The sequence below is a fragment of the Cupriavidus sp. 291-E7 genome, assembly GCF_057798835.1.
In genome coordinates this window covers 114,041-133,485 of the sequence record NZ_JBYOJV010000004.1, presented here as the reverse complement: position 1 = coordinate 133,485, position 19,445 = coordinate 114,041, and the positions used below count along the sequence as shown (strand labels likewise).

The 19,445-nt window shown below is 64.3% G+C and carries 20 protein-coding genes; 7 read left to right on the top strand and 13 right to left on the bottom strand.

Annotated features, from left to right (window positions below):
• Window positions 1–49: 49 nt before the first annotated feature.
• Complete coding sequence (locus AC3FLX_RS09195; protein WP_488695828.1) at window positions 50–1,075, bottom strand: bile acid:sodium symporter family protein; 1,026 nt, start codon at window positions 1,073–1,075, stop codon at window positions 50–52.
• A gap of 94 nt (window positions 1,076–1,169) precedes the next feature.
• On the opposite strand from AC3FLX_RS09195, the gene AC3FLX_RS09190 reads away from it, so the two are divergent.
• Window positions 1,170–2,075 carry a LysR family transcriptional regulator gene (locus AC3FLX_RS09190; RefSeq protein WP_488695826.1) on the top strand — a complete coding sequence of 302 codons (906 nt, stop codon included), beginning with the start codon at window positions 1,170–1,172 and terminating at the stop codon, window positions 2,073–2,075.
• Here the strand turns inward: AC3FLX_RS09190 and AC3FLX_RS09185 are convergent, their stop codons facing one another.
• The gene (locus AC3FLX_RS09185; protein WP_488695825.1) at window positions 2,076–2,849 is read right to left on the bottom strand and encodes a class I SAM-dependent methyltransferase; all 774 of its coding nucleotides are present in this window, start codon (window positions 2,847–2,849) and stop codon (window positions 2,076–2,078) included.
• 126 nt (window positions 2,850–2,975) lie between these two features.
• Between AC3FLX_RS09185 and AC3FLX_RS09180 the strand changes: the two genes are divergently transcribed.
• Window positions 2,976–3,782 (top strand): helix-turn-helix transcriptional regulator, encoded by an 807-nt coding sequence (locus AC3FLX_RS09180; protein ID WP_488695824.1) that lies wholly within the window; start codon window positions 2,976–2,978, stop codon window positions 3,780–3,782.
• Between the two features lie 20 nt (window positions 3,783–3,802).
• On the opposite strand, the gene AC3FLX_RS09175 is transcribed toward AC3FLX_RS09180, so the two are convergent.
• The 7 genes from AC3FLX_RS09175 to AC3FLX_RS09145 all read right to left on the bottom strand — a co-directional run bounded on the left by AC3FLX_RS09175 (window position 3,803) and on the right by AC3FLX_RS09145 (window position 9,112).
• Window positions 3,803–4,561 (bottom strand): 3-hydroxyacyl-CoA dehydrogenase, encoded by a 759-nt coding sequence (locus tag AC3FLX_RS09175; protein ID WP_488695822.1) that lies wholly within the window; start codon window positions 4,559–4,561, stop codon window positions 3,803–3,805.
• Window positions 4,562–4,720: 159 nt separating this feature from the next.
• A complete protein-coding gene (gene adk / locus AC3FLX_RS09170; protein WP_488695820.1) occupies window positions 4,721–5,386 on the bottom strand; it encodes an adenylate kinase in 666 nt (221 codons plus the stop codon).
• A 369-nt stretch (window positions 5,387–5,755) separates the two neighbouring features.
• Window positions 5,756–6,565, bottom strand: coding sequence for a 3-deoxy-manno-octulosonate cytidylyltransferase (gene kdsB, locus AC3FLX_RS09165; protein WP_488695818.1), 810 nt, complete (start codon window positions 6,563–6,565; stop codon window positions 5,756–5,758).
• A 40-nt stretch (window positions 6,566–6,605) separates the two neighbouring features.
• Window positions 6,606–6,806, bottom strand: coding sequence for a Trm112 family protein (locus tag AC3FLX_RS09160; RefSeq protein WP_101680194.1), 201 nt, complete (start codon window positions 6,804–6,806; stop codon window positions 6,606–6,608).
• Complete coding sequence (gene lpxK / locus AC3FLX_RS09155) at window positions 6,787–7,911, bottom strand: tetraacyldisaccharide 4'-kinase (RefSeq protein ID WP_488695815.1); 1,125 nt, start codon at window positions 7,909–7,911, stop codon at window positions 6,787–6,789. Before lpxK ends, AC3FLX_RS09160 begins: the two co-directional genes overlap by 20 nt.
• 130 nt (window positions 7,912–8,041) lie before the next feature.
• Window positions 8,042–8,473, bottom strand: coding sequence for an ExbD/TolR family protein (locus AC3FLX_RS09150; RefSeq protein ID WP_488695813.1), 432 nt, complete (start codon window positions 8,471–8,473; stop codon window positions 8,042–8,044).
• Window positions 8,474–8,491: 18 nt separating this feature from the next.
• On the bottom strand, window positions 8,492–9,112 hold the full coding sequence (locus tag AC3FLX_RS09145; RefSeq protein ID WP_488695811.1) for a MotA/TolQ/ExbB proton channel family protein: 621 nt from the start codon (window positions 9,110–9,112) through the stop codon (window positions 8,492–8,494).
• 1,022 nt (window positions 9,113–10,134) lie between these two features.
• Between AC3FLX_RS09145 and xseA the strand changes: the two genes are divergently transcribed.
• The 3 genes from xseA (at window position 10,135) to AC3FLX_RS09130 (ending at window position 13,314) form a co-directional block, all read left to right on the top strand.
• The gene (gene xseA, locus AC3FLX_RS09140) at window positions 10,135–11,520 is read left to right on the top strand and encodes an exodeoxyribonuclease VII large subunit (RefSeq protein ID WP_488695810.1); all 1,386 of its coding nucleotides are present in this window, start codon (window positions 10,135–10,137) and stop codon (window positions 11,518–11,520) included.
• A gap of 184 nt (window positions 11,521–11,704) precedes the next feature.
• Window positions 11,705–12,283 carry a superoxide dismutase [Fe] gene (gene sodB, locus AC3FLX_RS09135; protein WP_488695808.1) on the top strand — a complete coding sequence of 193 codons (579 nt, stop codon included), beginning with the start codon at window positions 11,705–11,707 and terminating at the stop codon, window positions 12,281–12,283.
• A complete protein-coding gene (locus tag AC3FLX_RS09130; protein ID WP_488695806.1) occupies window positions 12,178–13,314 on the top strand; it encodes a hypothetical protein in 1,137 nt (378 codons plus the stop codon). Before sodB ends, AC3FLX_RS09130 begins: the two co-directional genes overlap by 106 nt.
• Window positions 13,315–13,339: 25 nt before the next feature.
• Here AC3FLX_RS09130 and AC3FLX_RS09125 read toward each other — a convergent pair whose 3' ends face one another.
• Window positions 13,340–14,212: a DMT family transporter gene (locus AC3FLX_RS09125; RefSeq protein ID WP_488695804.1), complete on the bottom strand. Its 873-nt coding sequence runs from the start codon at window positions 14,210–14,212 to the stop codon at window positions 13,340–13,342.
• Window positions 14,209–15,258 (bottom strand): LysR family transcriptional regulator, encoded by a 1,050-nt coding sequence (locus tag AC3FLX_RS09120; protein WP_488695802.1) that lies wholly within the window; start codon window positions 15,256–15,258, stop codon window positions 14,209–14,211. Before AC3FLX_RS09120 ends, AC3FLX_RS09125 begins: the two co-directional genes overlap by 4 nt.
• Window positions 15,259–15,468: 210 nt before the next feature.
• On the opposite strand from AC3FLX_RS09120, the gene AC3FLX_RS09115 reads away from it, so the two are divergent.
• Complete coding sequence (locus AC3FLX_RS09115) at window positions 15,469–17,172, top strand: FAD-dependent oxidoreductase (RefSeq protein ID WP_488695800.1); 1,704 nt, start codon at window positions 15,469–15,471, stop codon at window positions 17,170–17,172.
• On the opposite strand, the gene AC3FLX_RS09110 is transcribed toward AC3FLX_RS09115, so the two are convergent.
• Window positions 17,142–17,942, bottom strand: coding sequence for a sensor histidine kinase (locus tag AC3FLX_RS09110; RefSeq protein ID WP_488695798.1), 801 nt, complete (start codon window positions 17,940–17,942; stop codon window positions 17,142–17,144). The genes AC3FLX_RS09115 and AC3FLX_RS09110 overlap by 31 nt on opposite strands.
• 2 nt (window positions 17,943–17,944) lie before the next feature.
• A complete protein-coding gene (locus AC3FLX_RS09105) occupies window positions 17,945–18,559 on the bottom strand; it encodes a flavodoxin family protein (protein WP_488695796.1) in 615 nt (204 codons plus the stop codon).
• 342 nt (window positions 18,560–18,901) lie between these two features.
• Between AC3FLX_RS09105 and AC3FLX_RS09100 the strand changes: the two genes are divergently transcribed.
• Window positions 18,902–19,441 (top strand): CBS domain-containing protein, encoded by a 540-nt coding sequence (locus AC3FLX_RS09100; RefSeq protein WP_488695795.1) that lies wholly within the window; start codon window positions 18,902–18,904, stop codon window positions 19,439–19,441.
• The last annotated feature ends 4 nt before the right edge of the window (window positions 19,442–19,445 follow it).

Genomic DNA, 19,445 nt, shown 5'->3' with positions numbered 1-19,445 from the left:
AAAAAACGGCGCCGAGGCGCCGTTTTTCAATGGAGCAGGCAATCCGCCATCATGCGCGCACGGCGTTGCGCTCTTCCTTCAGATCGTCACGGCTGGCATAGCGCGCGGCAATCACCGAGCAGACGATCAGTTGCAGCTGGTGATAAACCATCAGCGGCAGCACCAGAAGACCCAGCGCCGGGTGGCCGGCAAACAGGATCTTCGCCATCGGGATGCCGTTGGCCAGACTCTTCTTCGAGCCGCAGAACACCGCAGTGATTTCATCTTCCACCGAGAAGCCCAGGCGGCGCGCGGTGAACGTGGTGGTGCCCAGGATCACGAACAGCAGCACGGCGGCGATGCCCATCACGGCGCCAATGGTCTGCCACGAATACTGGTGCCACAGGCCCGCGGCCGTTGCATCACAGAACGACGAATAGACGATCAGCACGATCACGCCGCGGTCGATCTTGTTCGTGATCTGCTTCTTCTTGGCCAGCCAGTTGCCGATCAGCGGACGGAACGCCTGTCCCAGCGCGAATGGCAGCAGCAGTTGCAGCGCCACGCCCGTCAACGCACGGCCCAGCGGCATCGACGCGCCGCTGGCGCTGATCACCAGACCCATCAGCAGCGGCGTCAGTGCCATGCCGATCAGGCCCGAGACCGTCGCGTTGAAAATGGCACCAGGCACGTTGCCGCGCGCCATCGACGTCATGGCTACGGACGACGACACCGTGGATGGCAGCGCGCACAGATAGAACACGCCAAGTAGCAGTTCGGGCGGCAGTGTGTTGCGCAGCGACAGCATCAGCAGTGCACCCACAATCGGGAACACGATGTAGGTGAATGACTGCACGAATGCATGCAGGCGCCAGTGCTTGGCACCGGCTACGAGTTTGTCACGCGACAATGCGGCGCCGTGCAGAAAAAACACGAGCGCGACACCGAGGCTGGTCACGATGCCCAGATGCAGCGGGCCGTCACCGGCGCCGATATCGGGCGCAATCAGCGCCAGGGCAATGGCGCACAGCATGATCAGGACAAAGCCGTCGATCAGATCGTAGGCTTTCTTGAAAGGGGCAAGGATGGCAGGCATCGGGGATAGTGCGTAAGGGTTTCCGCTTGGTATTGGACGCTTGTCTTGCTTAGAATGCAAATTCATTTATTTCATCCATATATCTCTTCGTTGCATGAATTACACACTGCGGCAGTTGCGGGTCTTTCTGGCGGTAGCGGCGCACGGTAGTTTCAGCCGGGCGGCGGATGCCGTCGGCCTCACACAACCCGCCGTCAGTCGCGGTGTGGCGGAGCTGGAAGAGGCCCTGGGCGTCCGGCTGCTGGATCGCACCACGCGCGAAGTGGTGCTTACCGATGCCGGTACCGCATTGGTGCCGGCACTGGAGCGACTTTTGGGCCAGCTTGACGACACGCTGGAAGAGACCCGGCAGTTAGGTGAGCGCTATCGCGGAAGAGTTGTGATAGCGAGTGCCCCGACGATTTCGGCGCGGCTGATGCCGATGTATGTCGCGGCCTGCGCAAGCCAGTACCCGGAGATCCGGTTGTTTGTGCGCGACAACGTACAGGCTGACGGCCTGGAGCAGATTCGCGCGGGTGCGGTGGACTTCGGTGTATTGATCGATCCGCTCGCGCGGGAAGGGCTGACCATCGCGCCGCTGGCGACCGACCCGTTCTGCTTTGTCTGCCGGCGCGATCATCCGCTGGCGAATGCCGAATCGGTGCCGTGGAGCGCGCTGCATGGCGAACGGCTGGTATTGCTGGACTTCGCGTCGGGGAGTCGGCCGTTGATCGACCGCATTCTGGCGCGCCACGGCGTGGCGCCGCAGGTGGTGCAGGAACTGGGCCACTCGGCCAGCGTGTTCGGGATGGTGGAAGCCGGGATTGGCGCGTCGGTGCTGCCGTCGTTTTCGCTACCGCTGCCGGAAGCCTCGCCGCTGGTGTCAAAGCCGCTGACGCCACGCGAAGAGCGCAGCATCGTCATGGTTCGCCGCGAAGACCGGTCGTTGTCACCGGCCGCCGCGGCGGTCTGGCATATGGTCCAGACCTTGCCGATTCCCGCCGAAGCAGTGACGTTCTGATCAGCGCGTGGAAGGGGAGGCGGTGAACAATGCCGCTTCCAGTGCAAAGCTGCCATCGGCCTGCACGCGATAGCGGTCACGCACTTCACCGGGCGCCTTGTCCCAGAGATGACGGATCGCGGCCTGGGCCACCTCGGGCGTGCGCATCCGCGTGACCCAGCTCTGGAATTCGATCTCGATCCGCCACACCGGCGAAGCCTCCACGCTGAAACCCGCCGCCTCGAACATTTGTGCCCAGGCCGCCGGCGTGTAGTCCCGGATGTGCGATGGATCGCGCAGCAGCTCGACGGATTGCAGCCAGGTATCGCAAAGCGGGTCTTCAGCACCGACGATGTCGATCAACAACACTTTGCCGTTCGGTTTCACCACGCGGCGGATCTCGCGCAGCGCGGCGGGCACGTCGCGCCAGTGGTGGGCGCTCATGCGCGAGACCACGGCGCAGAAGCTGGCGTCGGCAAAAGGCAGGCTTTCGGCCGCGCCTTGCCGGGTCGTCAGGTTGTTCAACCCGCGCTCCCTGGCGGCACCGGCGACGACATCGAGCATTTCCGTCGACAGGTCGTAAGCCACCACTTCGTTGGCAACCGTTGCCGCGGCAAAGCTGGCATGGCCGGCGCCGCAGCCCAGATCGAGCACGCGGCTGTGCGATACCGGCTTCAGGTGAGCCAGCGCTTGCTTGAGCTGTTCAAGGTCCGCGCCCTGGGCGTGCACGGCGCTGGTGAGATAGGCATTGGCGGTGGCGCCGAACTGGGCGGCGACGAGTTCCTGCTGTTGCATGAAGAGTGCCTCGTTCTTGTGGGGGTGGTGAAGGGAATTGCGCTGGACCCTAGGGTTCACGTACTGTAGACGTCGTGTTTTCCCGGTACAAGTCACAGTTTTATCCTGGTATAAGAGCCACCAGCCATGCCCGCCGACCACCTTCCATCCACATTGCATGCGTCATCGCGCGAAGCCGAGCTCGGTGCCTTTCTGCGCAATCATCGTGAACGGCTGGCGCCGGGCGATGTCGGTTTGCCGCCCGGACGCCGGCGCCGTACGCCGGGGCTGCGCCGCGAGGAAGTGGCGCAACTGGCCGGTCTCAGCGCTACTTGGGTGACGTGGCTGGAGCAAGGCCGCCCGGTCGCAATGTCCGTGCGCGCGCTGGCCAGCCTGGCGCAGGCCCTGCGCCTGTCGCGTGCCGAACGGGCGTATCTGTTTGCGCTGGCCGGCAAGCCCGAGCCTCGGCACGACGCGGAACCGGCTGTGCCACCGGCGCTGCTGGCCAGCGTGCAGGCGATTGGCGCGCCCGCCTATCTGCTCGACCGCCAATGGACGGCGCTGGCCTGGAATGCCGAAGCTGCTGACTTGTTCGTGGGATGGCTCGATGCGGCAAGCGATGAGAGGAATCTGCTGCGGGCGATGTTCCTGTCAGCCGGGTTGCAGGCGCTGGTCGAGGACTGGCCGCACCGTGCCGCAAGGCTCGTGGCCGAGTTTCGCGTGCACAGCCTGCGGCACGCGGAAGACCCGCCTACGCGCGCGCTGGTGGAGCAATTGATGGCGGACAGCCCGGCCTTTGCCAATGCCTGGCGGTCACAGGATGTGGAGGAGCGGCAGGGCGGCCGGCGCGGTTTTCATCATCCCGCGCGCGGGCTGGTCTATTTCGAACAGTTGACGCTGGTACCGCCGGCCGCGCCGGGTTTGATGCTGGCGATGCTGCTGCCGGCGGGGTAGATCAGGCGCCGAGGCCGATCTTATTTCGGCTGCATCCGGATGGCGCCATCGAGCCGAATCACTTCACCGTTCATCATCGGGTTGCCGATGATGGCCTGCGCCAGATTTGCAAACTCGGCGGGGCGCCCAAGGCGCGGCGGGAACGGCACCATCTTGCCCAGCGCGTCCTGCACTTCCTGCGGCATGCCCAGCAGCATCGGTGTTTCGAACAGGCCCGGGGCAATCGTCATGCAACGTACGCCATCGCGCGACAAGTCACGGGCAATGGCAAGCGTCATGCCGACCACGCCGCCCTTCGATGCCGCATAGGCCGCCTGGCCGATCTGGCCGTCGAACGCCGCCACCGATGCGGTATTGATGATCACACCGCGCTCGCCCTCGGCATCGGGCGTGTTCTGCACCATGACTGCCGCAGCCAGCCGGATCATGTTGAATGTGCCGATCAGGTTCACACGAATGGTTTTCTCGAAGGCGTCCAGCGGATGGGGGCCGTTCTTGCCGACAGTCTTCGACGCCACGGCGATGCCGGCGCAGTTGACCAGGCCCGACAGGCGGCCAAGCTTCTGGGCGGCATCGACAGCGGCCTGCCCGTCGGCTTCCGAGCTGACATCGCACCGGACGAACTGGCCGCCCAGTTCCTGCGCCAGTGCGGTGCCGGCGGCATCGTTGAGATCGGCAATGACCACCTTGCCGCCAGCCTGCGCCAGCATGCGCGCCGTGCCCGCGCCCAGGCCCGAAGCGCCGCCCGTGACGATGAATACGTTGCCCTGGATGTCCATCCGTCTGTCTCCTAGTCGTGAATGCCGCTTTGAATGCCGTTTACGTTAACGTAAATCATATGCCGGCGAAACCCGAATCATCACCAATCAGGCGGACCAAAAGAAAACGGCCCAGCCGAAGCTGAGCCGTTTCAGACCGCGTGTGGCGGAACGCCTGCGTTACTTCAGCGCTTCGAACACGCTGGCCGTGATCTTGTCCACGTCGCCCACACCGGAAATCTTGCGGTACTGCGGCGGTGCAACCTTGGCCGATGCGTCGCCCTTGGCGGCCCAGTCGGAGTAGTAGTCGACCAGCGGACGCGTTTGCTGCGAGTACACGTCCAGACGCTTGCGGACGGTGTCTTCCTTGTCGTCGTCGCGCTGGATCAGCGGCTCACCCGTTTCGTCGTCGGTGTTCTCGACCTTCGGCGGGTTGTAGCGGACGTGATAGGTACGGCCCGACGCCACGTGCACACGGCGGCCGCTCATGCGTTCGATGATGGCGTCGAACGGCACGTCGATTTCCAGCACGTAGTCGATGGCCACGGCGGCTTCCTTCATCGCCTCGGCTTGCGGAATCGTGCGCGGGAAACCGTCGAACAGATAGCCTTTTTCGCAGTCGGGCTGCTTAAGACGGTCTTTCACCAGGCCGATAATGATGTCATCCGACACCAGTCCGCCCGCGTCCATCACTTTCTTGGCTTCGATGCCCAGCGGCGTACCGGCCTTCACCGCGGCGCGCAGCATGTCGCCCGTGGAGATTTGCGGAATGCCGAACTTCTCGCAGATGAACTTGGCTTGCGTGCCTTTGCCGGCGCCAGGCGCGCCCAACAGGATCAAACGCATTTACGGGTCCTCAAGGTATTTGAATTCGGTCTGGCGGGAGGTATGGAAGGAGGGTACCGCCGCAACTTGACGCGGGACTTACGCGCGGCCACGCTCGACGTGAAGGCCGAGGCATATGCCGGCGTCCGCTCATGCGCGGTGCCCGAAGCGCGGTGTCCTCTGCCTGTCGCATGGTCCTGCGAAGGTCAGCGGCGCGCATCCGGGCGGGCTCGATCTCTATCTCCCCACCGAGCCTTTGCAGTCGTGCCTTTCACGGCTGCGGGCTCTGTATCGGCAGGCATTATGCCACGGGCAATGCCGGTTCGGCCTTCGTCCAGGTTGCAGCAGTATGAACTCCAGCGGGAAACTGCGGTCTACGACGCCCCGATCTCAGGGGCCGTCCTGTGCCATGCCCCGCGCCCATAGCGCACGCGCGCGCTCCAGATCGGCCGGCGTATCCACGCCAGGCGCGGGCGCGGCGGCAGTGACCATTACGCCAATCCGCTCGCCGTGCCACATCGCGCGCAGCTGCTCCAGTGCCTCGACCTGCTCAACGGGCGAGATCGCCAGGGTCGGAAAACGGCGCAGAAAGCCGGCGCGATAGGCATAGATCCCGATATGACGCAGGACAGGCATGTTCGGCATCGGCACCCGCGCTTCCGCCGCCGGTTGCGCCGGCACGGCGGACCATGCGTCGCGTGCCCAGGGGATCGGTGCGCGCGAAAAATACAGCGCGCGGCCCGCGTTGTCGCAGACCACTTTCACGACGTTGGGATTGAAGACTTCGGCCACATCGTCCAGTGGATGCGCCGCCGTGGCGATTGCACAGTCGGGATGCGAGGCCAGGTGCAGCGCCACCTCGTCGATCAGCGTGGGGTCGATCAGCGGCTCGTCGCCCTGCACATTGACGACGATGGCATCGTCGCTCAGGCCGAGTTGCGTGGCCACTTCGGACAGGCGGTCGGTGCCCGAAGGATGGTCGGCCCGCGTGATCACGGCCTCCACGCCATGCGCGGTGCAGGCGGCCGCCACCTCGGGCGCGTCCGTGGCCACCACGGTGCGCTGGGCCGACGACGCATGCGCGCGTTCGGCCACGCGGACAATCATCGGGTGTCCGCCGATGTCGGCCAGCGGTTTGTTCGGCAACCGGGTGGAAGCCAGACGCGCGGGGATGACGACGGTAAATGCGGGAATGCTCATGATGCTTGCGCGGGCGTTGGGGCAGGGGCCTGGTGCCGGCTCAGTTGCCGGACGGTTCCACGGGTACCACGCGGCCGGGTACCGATTGGCGCGCCTCGTCGGCCAGCATGACCGGAATGCCGTCGCGGATCGGGTAAGCCAGCTTGTCTGCGTGGCAGATCAGTTCCTGGGCGGCGCGGTCATATTCCAGCTTGCCCTTGCACAGCGGGCAGACGAGGATTTCAAGCAGCCGGTTGTCCATCCTGGTGTTCCTTGTCGAGACCGGTCGTCGTACCCGTCATGGCGGCGGATTGTCCTGTGGTGACGGGCGTTGCGACGGCCGGGTTGCGCGCCATCACGGCGCGGCGGATTTTATCGATCAGGCCCGCATCGATCACGGGCGTGGTTGGCACGACCCAGATCCTCGGGTCGTCAAAGCGCTCGCATTTTACGGCATCCTTCTCGGTGATCAGGATCACGTCGGCGTGGAGCGCTCCCTCGTTGTCCGCGAACGGGTCGACGGCAAAGTCGTAGTGGTCCGGCAACGGCATCGTGACGATCGACTCCAGACCCGCGCGGCGCAGGCTTGCAAAGAACCGTTCCGGATTGCCGATACCCGCGGCAGCGAGCACGCGCTTGCCGGCGAATTGCGATACCGGGCGTGCCATCGCGGGATCGTTGAGCTGCCAGGCGTCGTCCAGTTCGAGCCGCATGCCATAGACGTCGGGCTTGTCCGGCGTGGCCTTGAAATTCGGGTCGTTGATCAGCGTGGCGTCGCGCGGGCGGCTCAGCGGCTCGCGCAGCGGCCCGGCCGGCAGCAGCATGCCGTTGCCGCCCATCCGGCTGTCGAACATGACGATTTCAAAGTCGCGCTGCAGCCTGTAATGCTGCAGGCCGTCGTCGAGCAGCAGCACGTTGATGCCCGGATGCGAGATCAGCATCGTCTGTGCGCACAGCGCGCGATCGGGGAATACCCACACGGGCACGTCGGTGGCGCGCGCGATCAGCAACGGTTCGTCGCCGACGTCGACCGCCTTCGAGGTCGGCTTGACCCGGCGCGGATGCTTGAGCGTCACGCCGTAGCCGCGCGACACCACGCCGGGGCGCAGCCCCGCTTCTGTCAGGGCATGCGCCAGCGCGATGACGGCCGGCGTCTTGCCGGTGCCGCCGACGGTGACATTGCCCACCACGATCACCGGCATGGGCAGGCGCGTGGACTTGAACCAGCCGCGCTGATAGCCGTGGCGGCGAATGCGCGCGATCAGGCCGAACAGCAGCGACAGCGGCCACAGCAGCCAGGCGAACCAGCCGCGGCGCTGCCACTGGTCGGTGACGAAGTCGGCAAGGGCGTGTCGGGGTGTGGGCATGAAAGGAATGGATGGGAGCGGGCAGGTACCACGGGGTGGCACCCGCCGAATGCAGACATTATGGGCATTCCGCAGCGCACGCGGCAAGTTTGCCGCCCATCCGTGCGCCGCGTGCCCAGGGCAAGCGCCCTCAGCGTTGCTGCGAGCTTTGCGTGGCGAAGGTCAGGCGCGACAGGCCGGCCACGCGCGCGGCCTCCATCACGTTGATCACCGCCTGGTGCGTGGCCTGGGCGTCGGCATTGACGATCACCACGGGCTGCGGCCCGCTTCCGGCCGGGCCGGCGGCGCTGCGCAGCTGGTCGGCCAGGCTGGTGACGTCCTTCTGCTCCAGAACCTGTTTGTTGACGGAATAGACCCCGCGTGCCGACACCGATACGATGATTTCGGTCGGATGTTGCTGCGCGCGATCGGAATCGGCGGTGGGCAGCTGGATCTGCAGTTCGGTAAAGCGCGAGTAGGTGGTCGTGATCATCAGGAAGATCAGGATCACGAGCAGCACGTCGATGAGCGGGATCAGGTTGATCTCCGGCTCCTCTCGCCGCTGGCGGGAACGGAAACGCATAGCGTGCTCCCGGCCGCGTCAGGCCCGCCGCTGCGGCAGGATGGCGTCCAGGAACGCGGTGGCGCGGAATTCGAGTTCCGCCACGTAGTCGTCCACCAGCCGGCGGAAGTAACGCCAGAAGATCAGTGCGGGGATCGCCACGATCAGGCCGAAGGCCGTGTTGTAGAGCGCCACCGAAATGCCGTGCGCCAGCTGTTCCGGGTTGGCGCCGGTGCCACCCTGGTGGCCGAAGATCTCGATCATGCCGATCACGGTGCCCAGCAGCCCCATCAGCGGCGCCACCGAGGCAATCGTGCCGAGCGCGTTCAGATAGCGCTCCAGGTCGTGCGCCACGGCGCGGCCGGCTTCTTCGACCACGTCCTTGGCGGCATCGCGCGAGGTCTGCGGCTGCAGCACCACGTGACGCAGGCCGGCGGCCAGCACGCGGCCCAGCGGCGAATTCTTTTCCAGATTGTTGACGACCTCAGGCGTGGCCTTGCGTTGCTGGGCGGCGGACAGCGCCTCCTCATACAACTTGGGCGGCAGGATCTTGCTGCGCTTGAGGGAAAGGAAGCGTTCGACGATCAGCGCGAGCGCGATGACCGAGGCGAGCAGAAGCGGCCAGATCGGCCAGCCGGCCGCTTGAATGATGGAAAACACGTGGACCCCCGAAATTCTACGTAGACGACAGACCCGAAATGGAACGGCAAGACGAACAGACTAGTTGGCAGCCTTTGATGCGTTGGCGCAAATCCACGCGCGCACCGGCGATGCTCGAAAAATTGCAGGCGCCACTCTAACCCGCCCGCAGGCAGCGCGGCAAGCCACGCACGCAAGCCGCTGTCTGCGGCTTTCCACACATAACCGGGACAGCGTTGTGGACCGGTTGTGGACAGTGTTCGGAAAAACGCCTTAACTCCTTGATTGATAAGGAAGTGCCTCGTATTGCTCATTTTTTGTGCAGCATGGCAATTCAGGGGTTTGGCCCGTGTTTTCGGGGCTCGCCGCCGCCGTACGAGCGTTTGCGGGCCACCGCGTGGCAGCTTTCCACATTGTGGCGGGACAGTGTTGTGGATCGCTTGTGGAAAGATATCGAAGACATGCGCCAACCCATTGATTCGTAAGGGGAAGGTATCTGCTGCCTAAATTATGGGCAATCGGCGGGTCCGGGCATGCCAAAGACAGCCCGCGCGGAAGTCGCCCGCTTTCCACATGTAAGCAGGACAGGATTGTGGACCGGTTGTGGATAAGCACCGGAGAAGCTACGTAAACCTTTGATCCGTATGAAGGTATACGTCGGTGCCTAAAAACCGGGCAGATCGGGTGCGAAAGAGGCGCCGTGCGGCGTGGTCGACATCGGGATCGGACGGGCGTTACCACAGCACAATCCGTCGTGTCACGTATACGTTGTCCACAGCCGGAACCCTTGACAAATCCATTATCCAAAGCTTCTGTGGATAACTTTGTGAACAAGCGCCATTCGATTTTGGTAAGTCGTTGACGCGTAAGGTTTTCTCTTACATTGCCTGTTTTTTGGTCCCGGCCGAAAATTCATAAGAATCAACGGCTTGTACCTGATTATGCGGACCCTGGGCAGTCGTGTGTGCGCTGGGCAATGCCTCTTGACATAGCGGTTATGCTGTGGACATGTCCATCTCACGCCGCCTGCGCGGCCGTGCACCATGCCAGAGAACGAGAACCTTTCGCGTTTTGCGCCGTCCCAGACGCCTTCGCGCACGCGCGATGTGATCGCGGTCAGCGAACTCAATCACGCCATCGCCGGTGTGCTCGAACGTAGCTTTCCCTTGGCATGGGTGCGCGGGGAAATCTCGAACTTCACTCGCGCCGCCAGTGGCCACTGGTATTTCTCGCTCAAGGACGCCCGCGCGCAAATCCGCTGTGTGATGTTCCGTGGGCGCAACCAGCATGTCGACTTCGCGCCACGCGAGGGAGAAGCCGTCGAAGTGCGCGCCGTTGTGTCGATGTACGAGGCGCGTGGCGAGTTGCAACTTGGCGTGGAAGCCATGCGCCGCGCGGGACTGGGCAATCTCTACGAGGCTTTCCTGCGGCTCAAGGAAAAACTTGCACAGGCTGGTCTGTTCGATGCCGCACGCAAGCGTCCGATTCCCAAACATCCGCGCACGATCGGCGTGGTCACGTCACTGCAGGCCGCGGCAATGCGAGACGTGCTGACCACGCTCCAGCGCCGTGCACCGCACGTGCCGGTGGTCGTATACCCAGTGCCGGTGCAGGGCGCGGGTTCCGCCGAGAAAATCGCGGCGATGCTCGATATCGCCAGCGAACGCGATGAATGCGATGTGCTGATCCTCTGTCGTGGTGGCGGGAGTATCGAGGATCTATGGTCGTTCAACGAGGAAGTGGTGGCGCACGCGATCGCGCGCAGCCGCGTGCCCGTGGTGTCTGGTGTCGGCCACGAGACCGATGTCACGATCGCCGATTTCGTCGCGGATGTGCGCGCGCCCACGCCTACCGGCGCGGCCGAGCTGGTGAGTCCGGATCGCGCGCATCTGCTGCAGGCCGCGCGCCGCGCAAGTGACGCGCTGGCGCAATGCATGGACCGGCAACTCGAACGGCGTGCACAGCACCTGCAATGGTTGACGCGCCAGTTGCGCAGTCCGCAGGCGCAGCTTCAGGAGCGCCGCGCACAGGTCGACAATCTGGCCCGACACTTGCGTGCGGCATTGCGCGATACGGTATCGGCGCAACGTCATCGCCATGACGTGCTGACGATGCGCTGGCGCGCGTGCAAACCGGATACCGGCGCGGAGCGCGTCACACTGGATCGCCTGGCGGCGCGGATGGAAGTGGCACTGGAGCGGCGCCATGAACGAGAAACGCAGCGGCTGGCGCGCGCATCGGGCGCGCTGGAATTGCTGGCGCCGCAACGTACCCTGGAACGCGGCTATGCCGTGCTGCTCGACAACCGCGGCCGCGCGCTGCGCTCGCCCGCTGACTTGCGGCCGGGCAGCATTGTCGAGGCGCATCTGGCGGACGGCACGGCCGACATCGAAATCGCCGGCGTACAGGCCAAACTGGCGACGTTCTGATGCGCCGTCAGCCGTACTGCTGCGACTGATTCTCACTCGACCGCAACAGGAACCAAAGCGCTCCCCTGACTGGCCGCGGGGGAAACTAACATGAGGTCAGGGGCTTTCCGGCGCCGTTTGCGCGGGTCTGGCAAGTCACCTACAATCGGCCATTCTCCCCACCCAAAACCGTAGAGACAGAACAATGGAACACAAGCTCCCCCCTCTCCCGTACGCGCATGATGCCCTGGCTCCGCACATCTCCAAGGAGACCCTGGAGTTCCATCATGACAAGCATCACCAGACCTACGTCACGAACCTGAACAACCTGATCAAGGGCACCGAGTTCGAGAACGCTTCGCTGGAAGACATCACCAAGAAGTCGTCGGGCGGCATCTTCAACAACGCCGCTCAGGTGTGGAACCACACGTTCTACTGGGAATCGATGAAGCCGAACGGCGGCGGCCAGCCGACCGGTGCCCTGGCTGACGCGATCAACGCCAAGTGGGGTTCGTTCGACAAGTTCAAGGAAGAATTCACGAAGACGGCCGTTGGCACCTTCGGTTCGGGCTGGGCCTGGCTGGTCAAGAAGACCGACGGCTCGCTGGACCTGGTGTCCACCTCGAACGCCGCCACGCCGCTGACCACCGACGCCAAGCCGCTGCTGACGTGCGACGTGTGGGAACACGCCTACTACATCGACTATCGCAATGCCCGTCCGAAGTACGTCGAGGCATTCTGGAACGTCGTGAACTGGGACTTCGCTTCGAAGAATTTCGCATAAGCGAATTCGCGCAAGCGCTGATTCCCCGTCAAAAAGCCCCGGATTCTCCGGGGCTTTTTGTTTTCCGGCTCCGATGCGTATATGCCACGAAGACCTATACGCTGAAATTTGTCAGTTCTGTCGTGTCTGGTACATTACGCGGCAATCCGCGTACCGAAACGAAAAACGAAAAAATGGAACGGACATCGATGAGAGGGGTCTCGAAACACTACGCGCACGTGCGTGGCGGGCGCGATCGACGCCGCATGAAGGGGCAGGTCGTCGGATGGTTTGCCGCCTTGCTGGCGAGCCTGGCGATACCGTACTGCTCGTCCATCTCGACGAAGCCGTTCGTGCACCCGAAGGAATATGTCGGCCATCTGGACAACATTCCTGTCCGCGTGCCGCGTCCATATGCACGCTTCATCAGCTACGACGGCAAGCCCGGTTTCCTGGAGAAATATCTGGGACGGCAGCCCAAGCGTAATTTCCAGTCTGGCATCAACGGCTTTGCATTCGAGGTGCATTACCCCGATCTGGCCGTGCGCGATTTTCTTCAGCCGGAAGCGACACCCAAGGAGACGATCTCGGACTCGCGCTGGCTGCGGGTCTCTCTCGTGGCGAACAGCCATTTCAGCGTGGCATCGGACGTCTACATGGCACGCCAGAACGAGAGGATCAAGCTGACTGGGATCTACCGCGACGTACCGCTGGACGCCCCCGTTTACGATTTGAAGGCCTACCGCCCGTCCGACGAACATCCGGAGGTGGTAAAGAACCGCTACGTGGGCATGGGGGGCGAGAACAAGTATCTCGATATCGGTGCCGATGGCAAGACGCTGACATACATCACCTGCTCCAACCGGGAGTACGCGTCCAGCCCGTGCACGATGTCTTTCACCCTGGACCCGGCCATTCACGCCAGGATCGAGGTGACATTCCGCAAGGGCTTGCTGGAGAACTGGAAAGAGATCAGGGCGGCGGCGTCAAACATCGTCCTCGGCTTCAGGGTCGCCGATCACCCGCAGCAGGTGCAGACCGGGGCGCGCTGATCGCGGCCCCGCAGCCGGCGCCGCTTCAAGTCATTTGCTTCGCCGCGCGCCGCCACAGCATGGGTCCCACCGACGCCAGCGCCACACCGGCCACGATCAACGTGCAGGCCACGAAGATCATCGACCAGTCGCGCTCTCCGACATGGCCCGCCAGCGCCAGGCACAACATCGACAGCACCGGCGTGCTGTATCCGAGGATGCCGATCTGCGCCGCGTTGCCATGACGCATGGCGCGGTCCCACAGCACGAACGAAATGCCCAGCGGGCCCAGGCCGATGGCCAGGATCCAGCCGACGTCATTGCCCGAGGGGACGAAGCGCGGCTCGAACAGGAAATGGCTGACGATTGCGAGCAGCCCCGCGCCCAGGCAGAACCCGCCCACGGCCCATGACGAAAACGGAGGCAGCCAGCGGGCGCCCAGCGAATAGATCGCCCAGACAAAGGCCGCCAGCAGCGCCGTGGCATAGCCGGCCGCATAGTCGGCGCTGAATGCCATCGCGCCCGAGCCGGAGGTGATTGCGATGATGCAGCCGCCAAAGCCCAGCAATGCGCCAGCCATCTTCGCCACGCAGTCGATGCCACGCCATACCGATGTGCCGAGCAGCACCAGGATCAGCGGCCACAGGTAGTTGATCAGATTCGCTTCGGCGATCGGCGCCAGCCGGAAGGCCATCACCAGGCCCGCGTTGTACACGAACAGGCAGGTCACGCCAAACACGAGCGTCCGCGGCGGCACGCGCCATTCGCGCACGCGGTGCAGGCAGGTCACGCTGCCCGCGCATAGCGCCAGGCCCGTCAGTAGTAGCGGCGGCACGTCGGGCGCAAGCGAAACCAGCGTCGCGAACGATGCCCAAAGAACGATTGCACCAGCGGCGCAAAGCCAGGCGGCCAGTGTCATGCCATAACTCCCATTGTCGATACGCCGTTGTCGGTTTCCAGGTTGAAATCTGTCATGCAGTTCAGGTTCAGTGCGCGAATCTCGTCGGTCATGAAGTCAATGAAGACGCGGATGCGCGTGGGCAGGTGCTGGCGGCTCAGATAACAGATGTAGTGGCCGCGATCGTCGGGCGCGTGCCGGCCCAGCGCCACGATCAGTTGCTCCTTTTCCAGGTGATCGCAGATCTGGTAGCCCGCCATCTGGGCGATGCCCCAGCCTTCCAGCACCGCGTGCAGCACAAGGTCGGCATCGTTGAACGTCATGCGCGCCTTGGGCATGAACTTGCGCACCACGCCGTCGACCTTGAACTCCCACTCGAATATCCGGCCGCTTGAAAAGCGGAAGTTGATGCATTCGTGCTGCGCCAGTTCTTCCAGCGTGCGCGGCAGCCCGTGTGCGGCCACGTAGGACGGCGCCGCGCAGAGCGCCATCTGCATCGGTATCAGTTGCTTGGCGATGATGCTGGAGTCTTCGATGCGCCCGTTGCGGAATGCCACGTCGATCTGTTCCGACGCGAAGTCGGTAGGCCGGTCATCGAGCAACAGATCGATGGCGATATCCGGGTACGCCTTGACGAACTTGTCGAGCAGCGGCGCAACGACCTTTCTGCCAAAGCCCACAGTGGAACTGATGCGCACCAGACCGCGTGGCGGGCCCTGGCGCAGCTCCAGCATGTCGTTCATGGCCTCGACGATGTGGGTGACGCCCTGATGGCAGTTTTCGAAGAAACGCTGGCCCTCGCGCGTGAGCTGCGTGGTGCGCGTGGTGCGCAGGAACAGCCGGGTACTGAGCTGCGTTTCCAGCTTCTGCACATTCCGGCTCACGGCGGACCGGCCGATGCCCAGGCGCTCGCCGGCCTTGGCGAAGCTCCCTTCGCTGGCCACGGCCATGAACGCCATGATGCCCGCGTAGCTCGCGGCAAAGCTGGTCGAGAGCGCGTCCGCGCGATTCGGCAAGCTGAGCCGGAAACTGCGGTCCGATTGGTCCGTCGGTTGCGGCGATTCCATATTCCTCGTCCCCCAAAATTTCCACGGAACCCAGCCAGTGATCTGGTGCGCGGCACCCGCCGCCCGGGTATGCATTGCCGGCGGTGTCGAGCATCCATCGCGGCAATTCCCCTATACGTAAGTCTTACGGCGGCAGCCCGGTGCATGACTGAGTTTCAGGAACCGGACTGCTACGCTGCGCTTCAAGTCAAACCACAGCAACTGTCAGCCATGAACACCTCCCGGCACGAGCATTCCACCGCTGAAGCGGACCCGGCCACGCAGGCCCCCGAACATGCCGCGCCAGTGATGGCGTTGAACCGGCGGCAGATGTATCCGCACCTGTCGGCTGACGACATCGCCCGCATCGCGCCCTATGGCCGCGAGCAGACCTGGCGCGCGGGCGAGCATGTGGTGCGTACCGGCGATCCGGCCAGCGGCATGATCCTGGTCATCGAAGGGCGCGTGCGTGTCATGCAGCGCGACGGCATTGGCGACAGCGCATTCGTGATGGAACACGGTCCCGGCAATTTCCTGGCGGAGATCGGGCAGCTTTCGGGCACGCCGGAACTCGTGGATGGCATCGCCCAGGAAGATGTGCGGGCGCTCGTTGTGCGCCCGGCGTGCCTGCGCTCGCTGATGGTGGCGGAGGCCACGCTCGGCGAGCAGATCATGCAGGCGTTGATGCTGCGCCGTACCGCGCTGATCCAGCGCGGACGTGGTCCCACGCTGATCGGGCACGGCAACGAACCGGCCATGCTCGACCTGCAGGCGCTCCTGCGGCGCAACAACTATCCCTATTCGATCGTCGACATCGACGTCGATGAAGAAGCGGCGGACGTGCTTGCCAAGTTCGACGCGATCGATACCGACCTGCCGTTGGTCATCTGCCCCAACGGCACGGTGCTGCGGCATCCCGATACCACGCAGGTGCTGTCCTGCCTGGGACTGCTGCCGCAGATCGATGCCAGCCGCGTCTACGATGTGGCGGTCATCGGCGCGGGGCCGGCGGGCCTTGCCTCGGCGGTCTACGCCGCGTCGGAAGGGCTGCGCGTGATCGTGCTCGATGCGCTGTCGCCCGGCGGGCAGGCCGGCGCCAGTGCGCGCATTGAAAACTACCTCGGCTTTCCCGCTGGCATTTCGGGCCACGCGCTGACGACGAACGCCCACGTGCAGGCGCAGAAGTTCGGCGCGCATATCGCCTGCCCGGTGGAAATCGAACGGCTCGAATGCGGCGCGGCGCACCAGCTTCACACCCGAGGCGGCGATACGATCCGCGCGCGCACGGTGATCATCGCCAGCGGCGCCGCCTATCGTCGCCCGCCCATTCCCCGTCGCGCGGAATTCGAAGGCCGTGGCGTCTACTACTGGGCCTCGCCCGTGGAGGCACGGCTTTGCGCGAACCAGGAAGTCATCCTCGTGGGCGGCGGCAACTCCGCCGGACAGGCCGCGGTATTCCTTTGCGCGCATGCCAGGCACGTGCATGTCGTCATTCGCGGAGACAGCCTCGATGCCAGCATGTCGCGCTACCTGATCGACCGCATCGGCGCGCAGCACAACATCACCGTCCATGCGCGCACCGAGCTGACCGCGCTGCAGGGCGAAAGCCGCCTTGGCGGTGCCGTCCTGCGCGAGCGCGATAGCGGAAGGGAAGTGTCGATGCAGGTGCGGCATGTTTTCCTGTTCACCGGCGCGGAGCCAAATACCGCGTGGCTGGGCGGCTGCCGTGTCGGTGTCGATGCAAAGGGATTCGTGCTGACCGGCACGCACGCTGGACTGGCCGGCAACTCGCTGGAAACGGGCGTGCCGGGCGTGTTCGCCATCGGCGATGTCCGTTCCGGCTCGACCAAGCGAGTGGCCACGGCGGTCGGCGAGGGCGCGGCGGTCGTGTCGCAGATTCACGGCTACCTCGCCGCGCTGCAGGAAGCAGCCTGAGCGTAGCGGGGCAGGCGCACTTCGAAGGTGGCGCCACCGCCGGCCCTTGCTTCCGCGCGGATACTGCCGCCGTGATCGATCACGATGCGGTGGCAGATGGCCAGGCCGATACCCATACCTTCGTCCTTCGTCGTATAGAACGCATCGAACAGCCGTGATGCGGCTTCCCCGGAAATGCCGCAACCCCGATCGCCGATGCTCACCACGGCGTCCGGCCCCTCGGCGCGCAGATGCACTGTCAGCGCGCGCGCCGCTGGCGGCGTATCCGACATCGCTTCGATCGCGTTGACTACCAGATTCACAAAAAGCTGATGCAGCGCGGCGCGTTCGGCCATGACGCACAGTTCGGTCGCCTGCGGATGTTGTTCGACGGCGATGCCGTGGCGGCGCAGGTCATCGTCGAGCCAATGCAGTGTGTCGCGCAGCAGGCCATCGAGCGACAGCGCTTCTGGCTGCCGTGCAGTGGGCGATGCCAGCGCTCTCAGTTCGGCCAGCACGGTGCCCGCGCGCTGCGCATCGGCCACCAGCCGTTCCAGCGAAGCAATGGCGCGATCCACGTCAGGCGGATCGTGCCGCAACCAGCGCAGCGTCGACTGCCCGCGCGTCACCACTGAAGCCACCGGCTGCAGTGCGTCGTGCACGATCATGGCTACGCATCTGCCCAGCAGAGCCAGGCGGTTGGCGTGAGCGAGTTCACGGCGTCCGGACTCGGAATCGGGAAGTGTTGCGCTGGCGGCTACCGGCGTCGTCGCCTCTTCCTTGGTGGACATGGCTAGACGGTAAGCGCGGCTTTTTCCAGTTCCGCGCGCCCGGCCGCCAACTGAAGCGCCACGCGTGCCACGCGGGCGCCCAGGTAGGCCGACGTCTTCAGGTCGGCGGGCGTGGCGCCATCGTGGGCGTCGGCGTCGAAATCGGACTGCGCCGCCGCACCGAGAAAGTAGCCATGACGATTCATGGAATCCTCGGACGACGTCGAGTTGTTGTGGCCGGGCGGCAGGCCCAGGTTGACCCAGTGCATGCCAAGCTGGGCGGCAAAGATGGCCAGTTGCTGCAGCGTATTGAGCTTGTCGCCGGAGCGCGATGCGGCATTGGTGAATCCGGCGGCGACCTTGTCTCGCCACGCATTCCGGGCAAAGACCGTCTGCGATGAAGCGTCCATGAACGCCTTGAACTGTGCCGAGGCGCTGCCCATGTAGGTGGGCGCGCCAAAGATGATGGCATCCACGGTTTCGAGATGGCTCCAGTGAGCGTCGATATCTTCCACCGGGATCAGCTGGCTGCGTACGCCCATGACGCTGTTGGCGCCGGCGTGTACCGCCTCGGCCTGTTTGCGCGTGTGGCCATAGCCGCTGTGGTAGACCACAGCGACGTTAACTGCGTGAGTCATTTTTTCTCTCTATTGGATGGACCGCCGGCAAGCTGAACACCCCAAAGGGCCGGCTTCAAAGATGTTAATAAGCGCTTAATATGCAGTAAATGACAGCGTTCCCATTTTTCCTGCCAAACTGCCAGCCGTTCCGTGCACGCCACGACCAGATCCGGTGCGATTGGTGCGTATGTGGAAACGGCATCGCTCACGTGGCGCGTCTTGTGACATGCCGCCACGATCACTAGACTCGCTCCCTCTTTGTCTTGTCGCACCGACGCCCGCCCGCCAATGCGCGGCGGGAGCCTGGTTCCTACCTGCCGTCGTGCGATGCCACCGGATGTGACATACGGGAGCCGAACGATGACAGCTTTGCCCGCGCTCGAGCGCATCACGCAGCGTGTACCCGGCGTGCAACATACCCAGAGCCTGGGCGATGTGCTGCGCGTCTTCGCCAGCCATCCCCTGGCGTGCGCCGTTGTGGTGCTGGCCGTCGATGAGCCTGTGGGTGTGATCTGCCGCGACCTGATTGCCGATGTGGCAGGATTGCCCTGCTACCGTGCATGGATCGATCGTCAACGGTGCCTGCGGTTCGTCTCGCATCCGGCATGCGTGCTGCGCGTTGACGCCGACGCCGCGGAAGTTGCGCGCGTGCTGGCGCCGGTACCGCACCGCCATCCCTCGGAGCCGGTGGTCCTGACCAGCGACGGCGAATACGTGGGAATCGTCGAGCGACAGGCATTGATCGGGGCGATCGCTGCAATGCAGCAACACGCGCTGGCTGTCGTGTCACGGCCGGGGCGCAAGCTTGCGCGGGGTCGTCCCATTGACATAGCATCCCTCGATTACTGCAACACCCATCATGTCTGTGAATCAACCGCCCCCTACCTCTGGAAACATTGAAGAC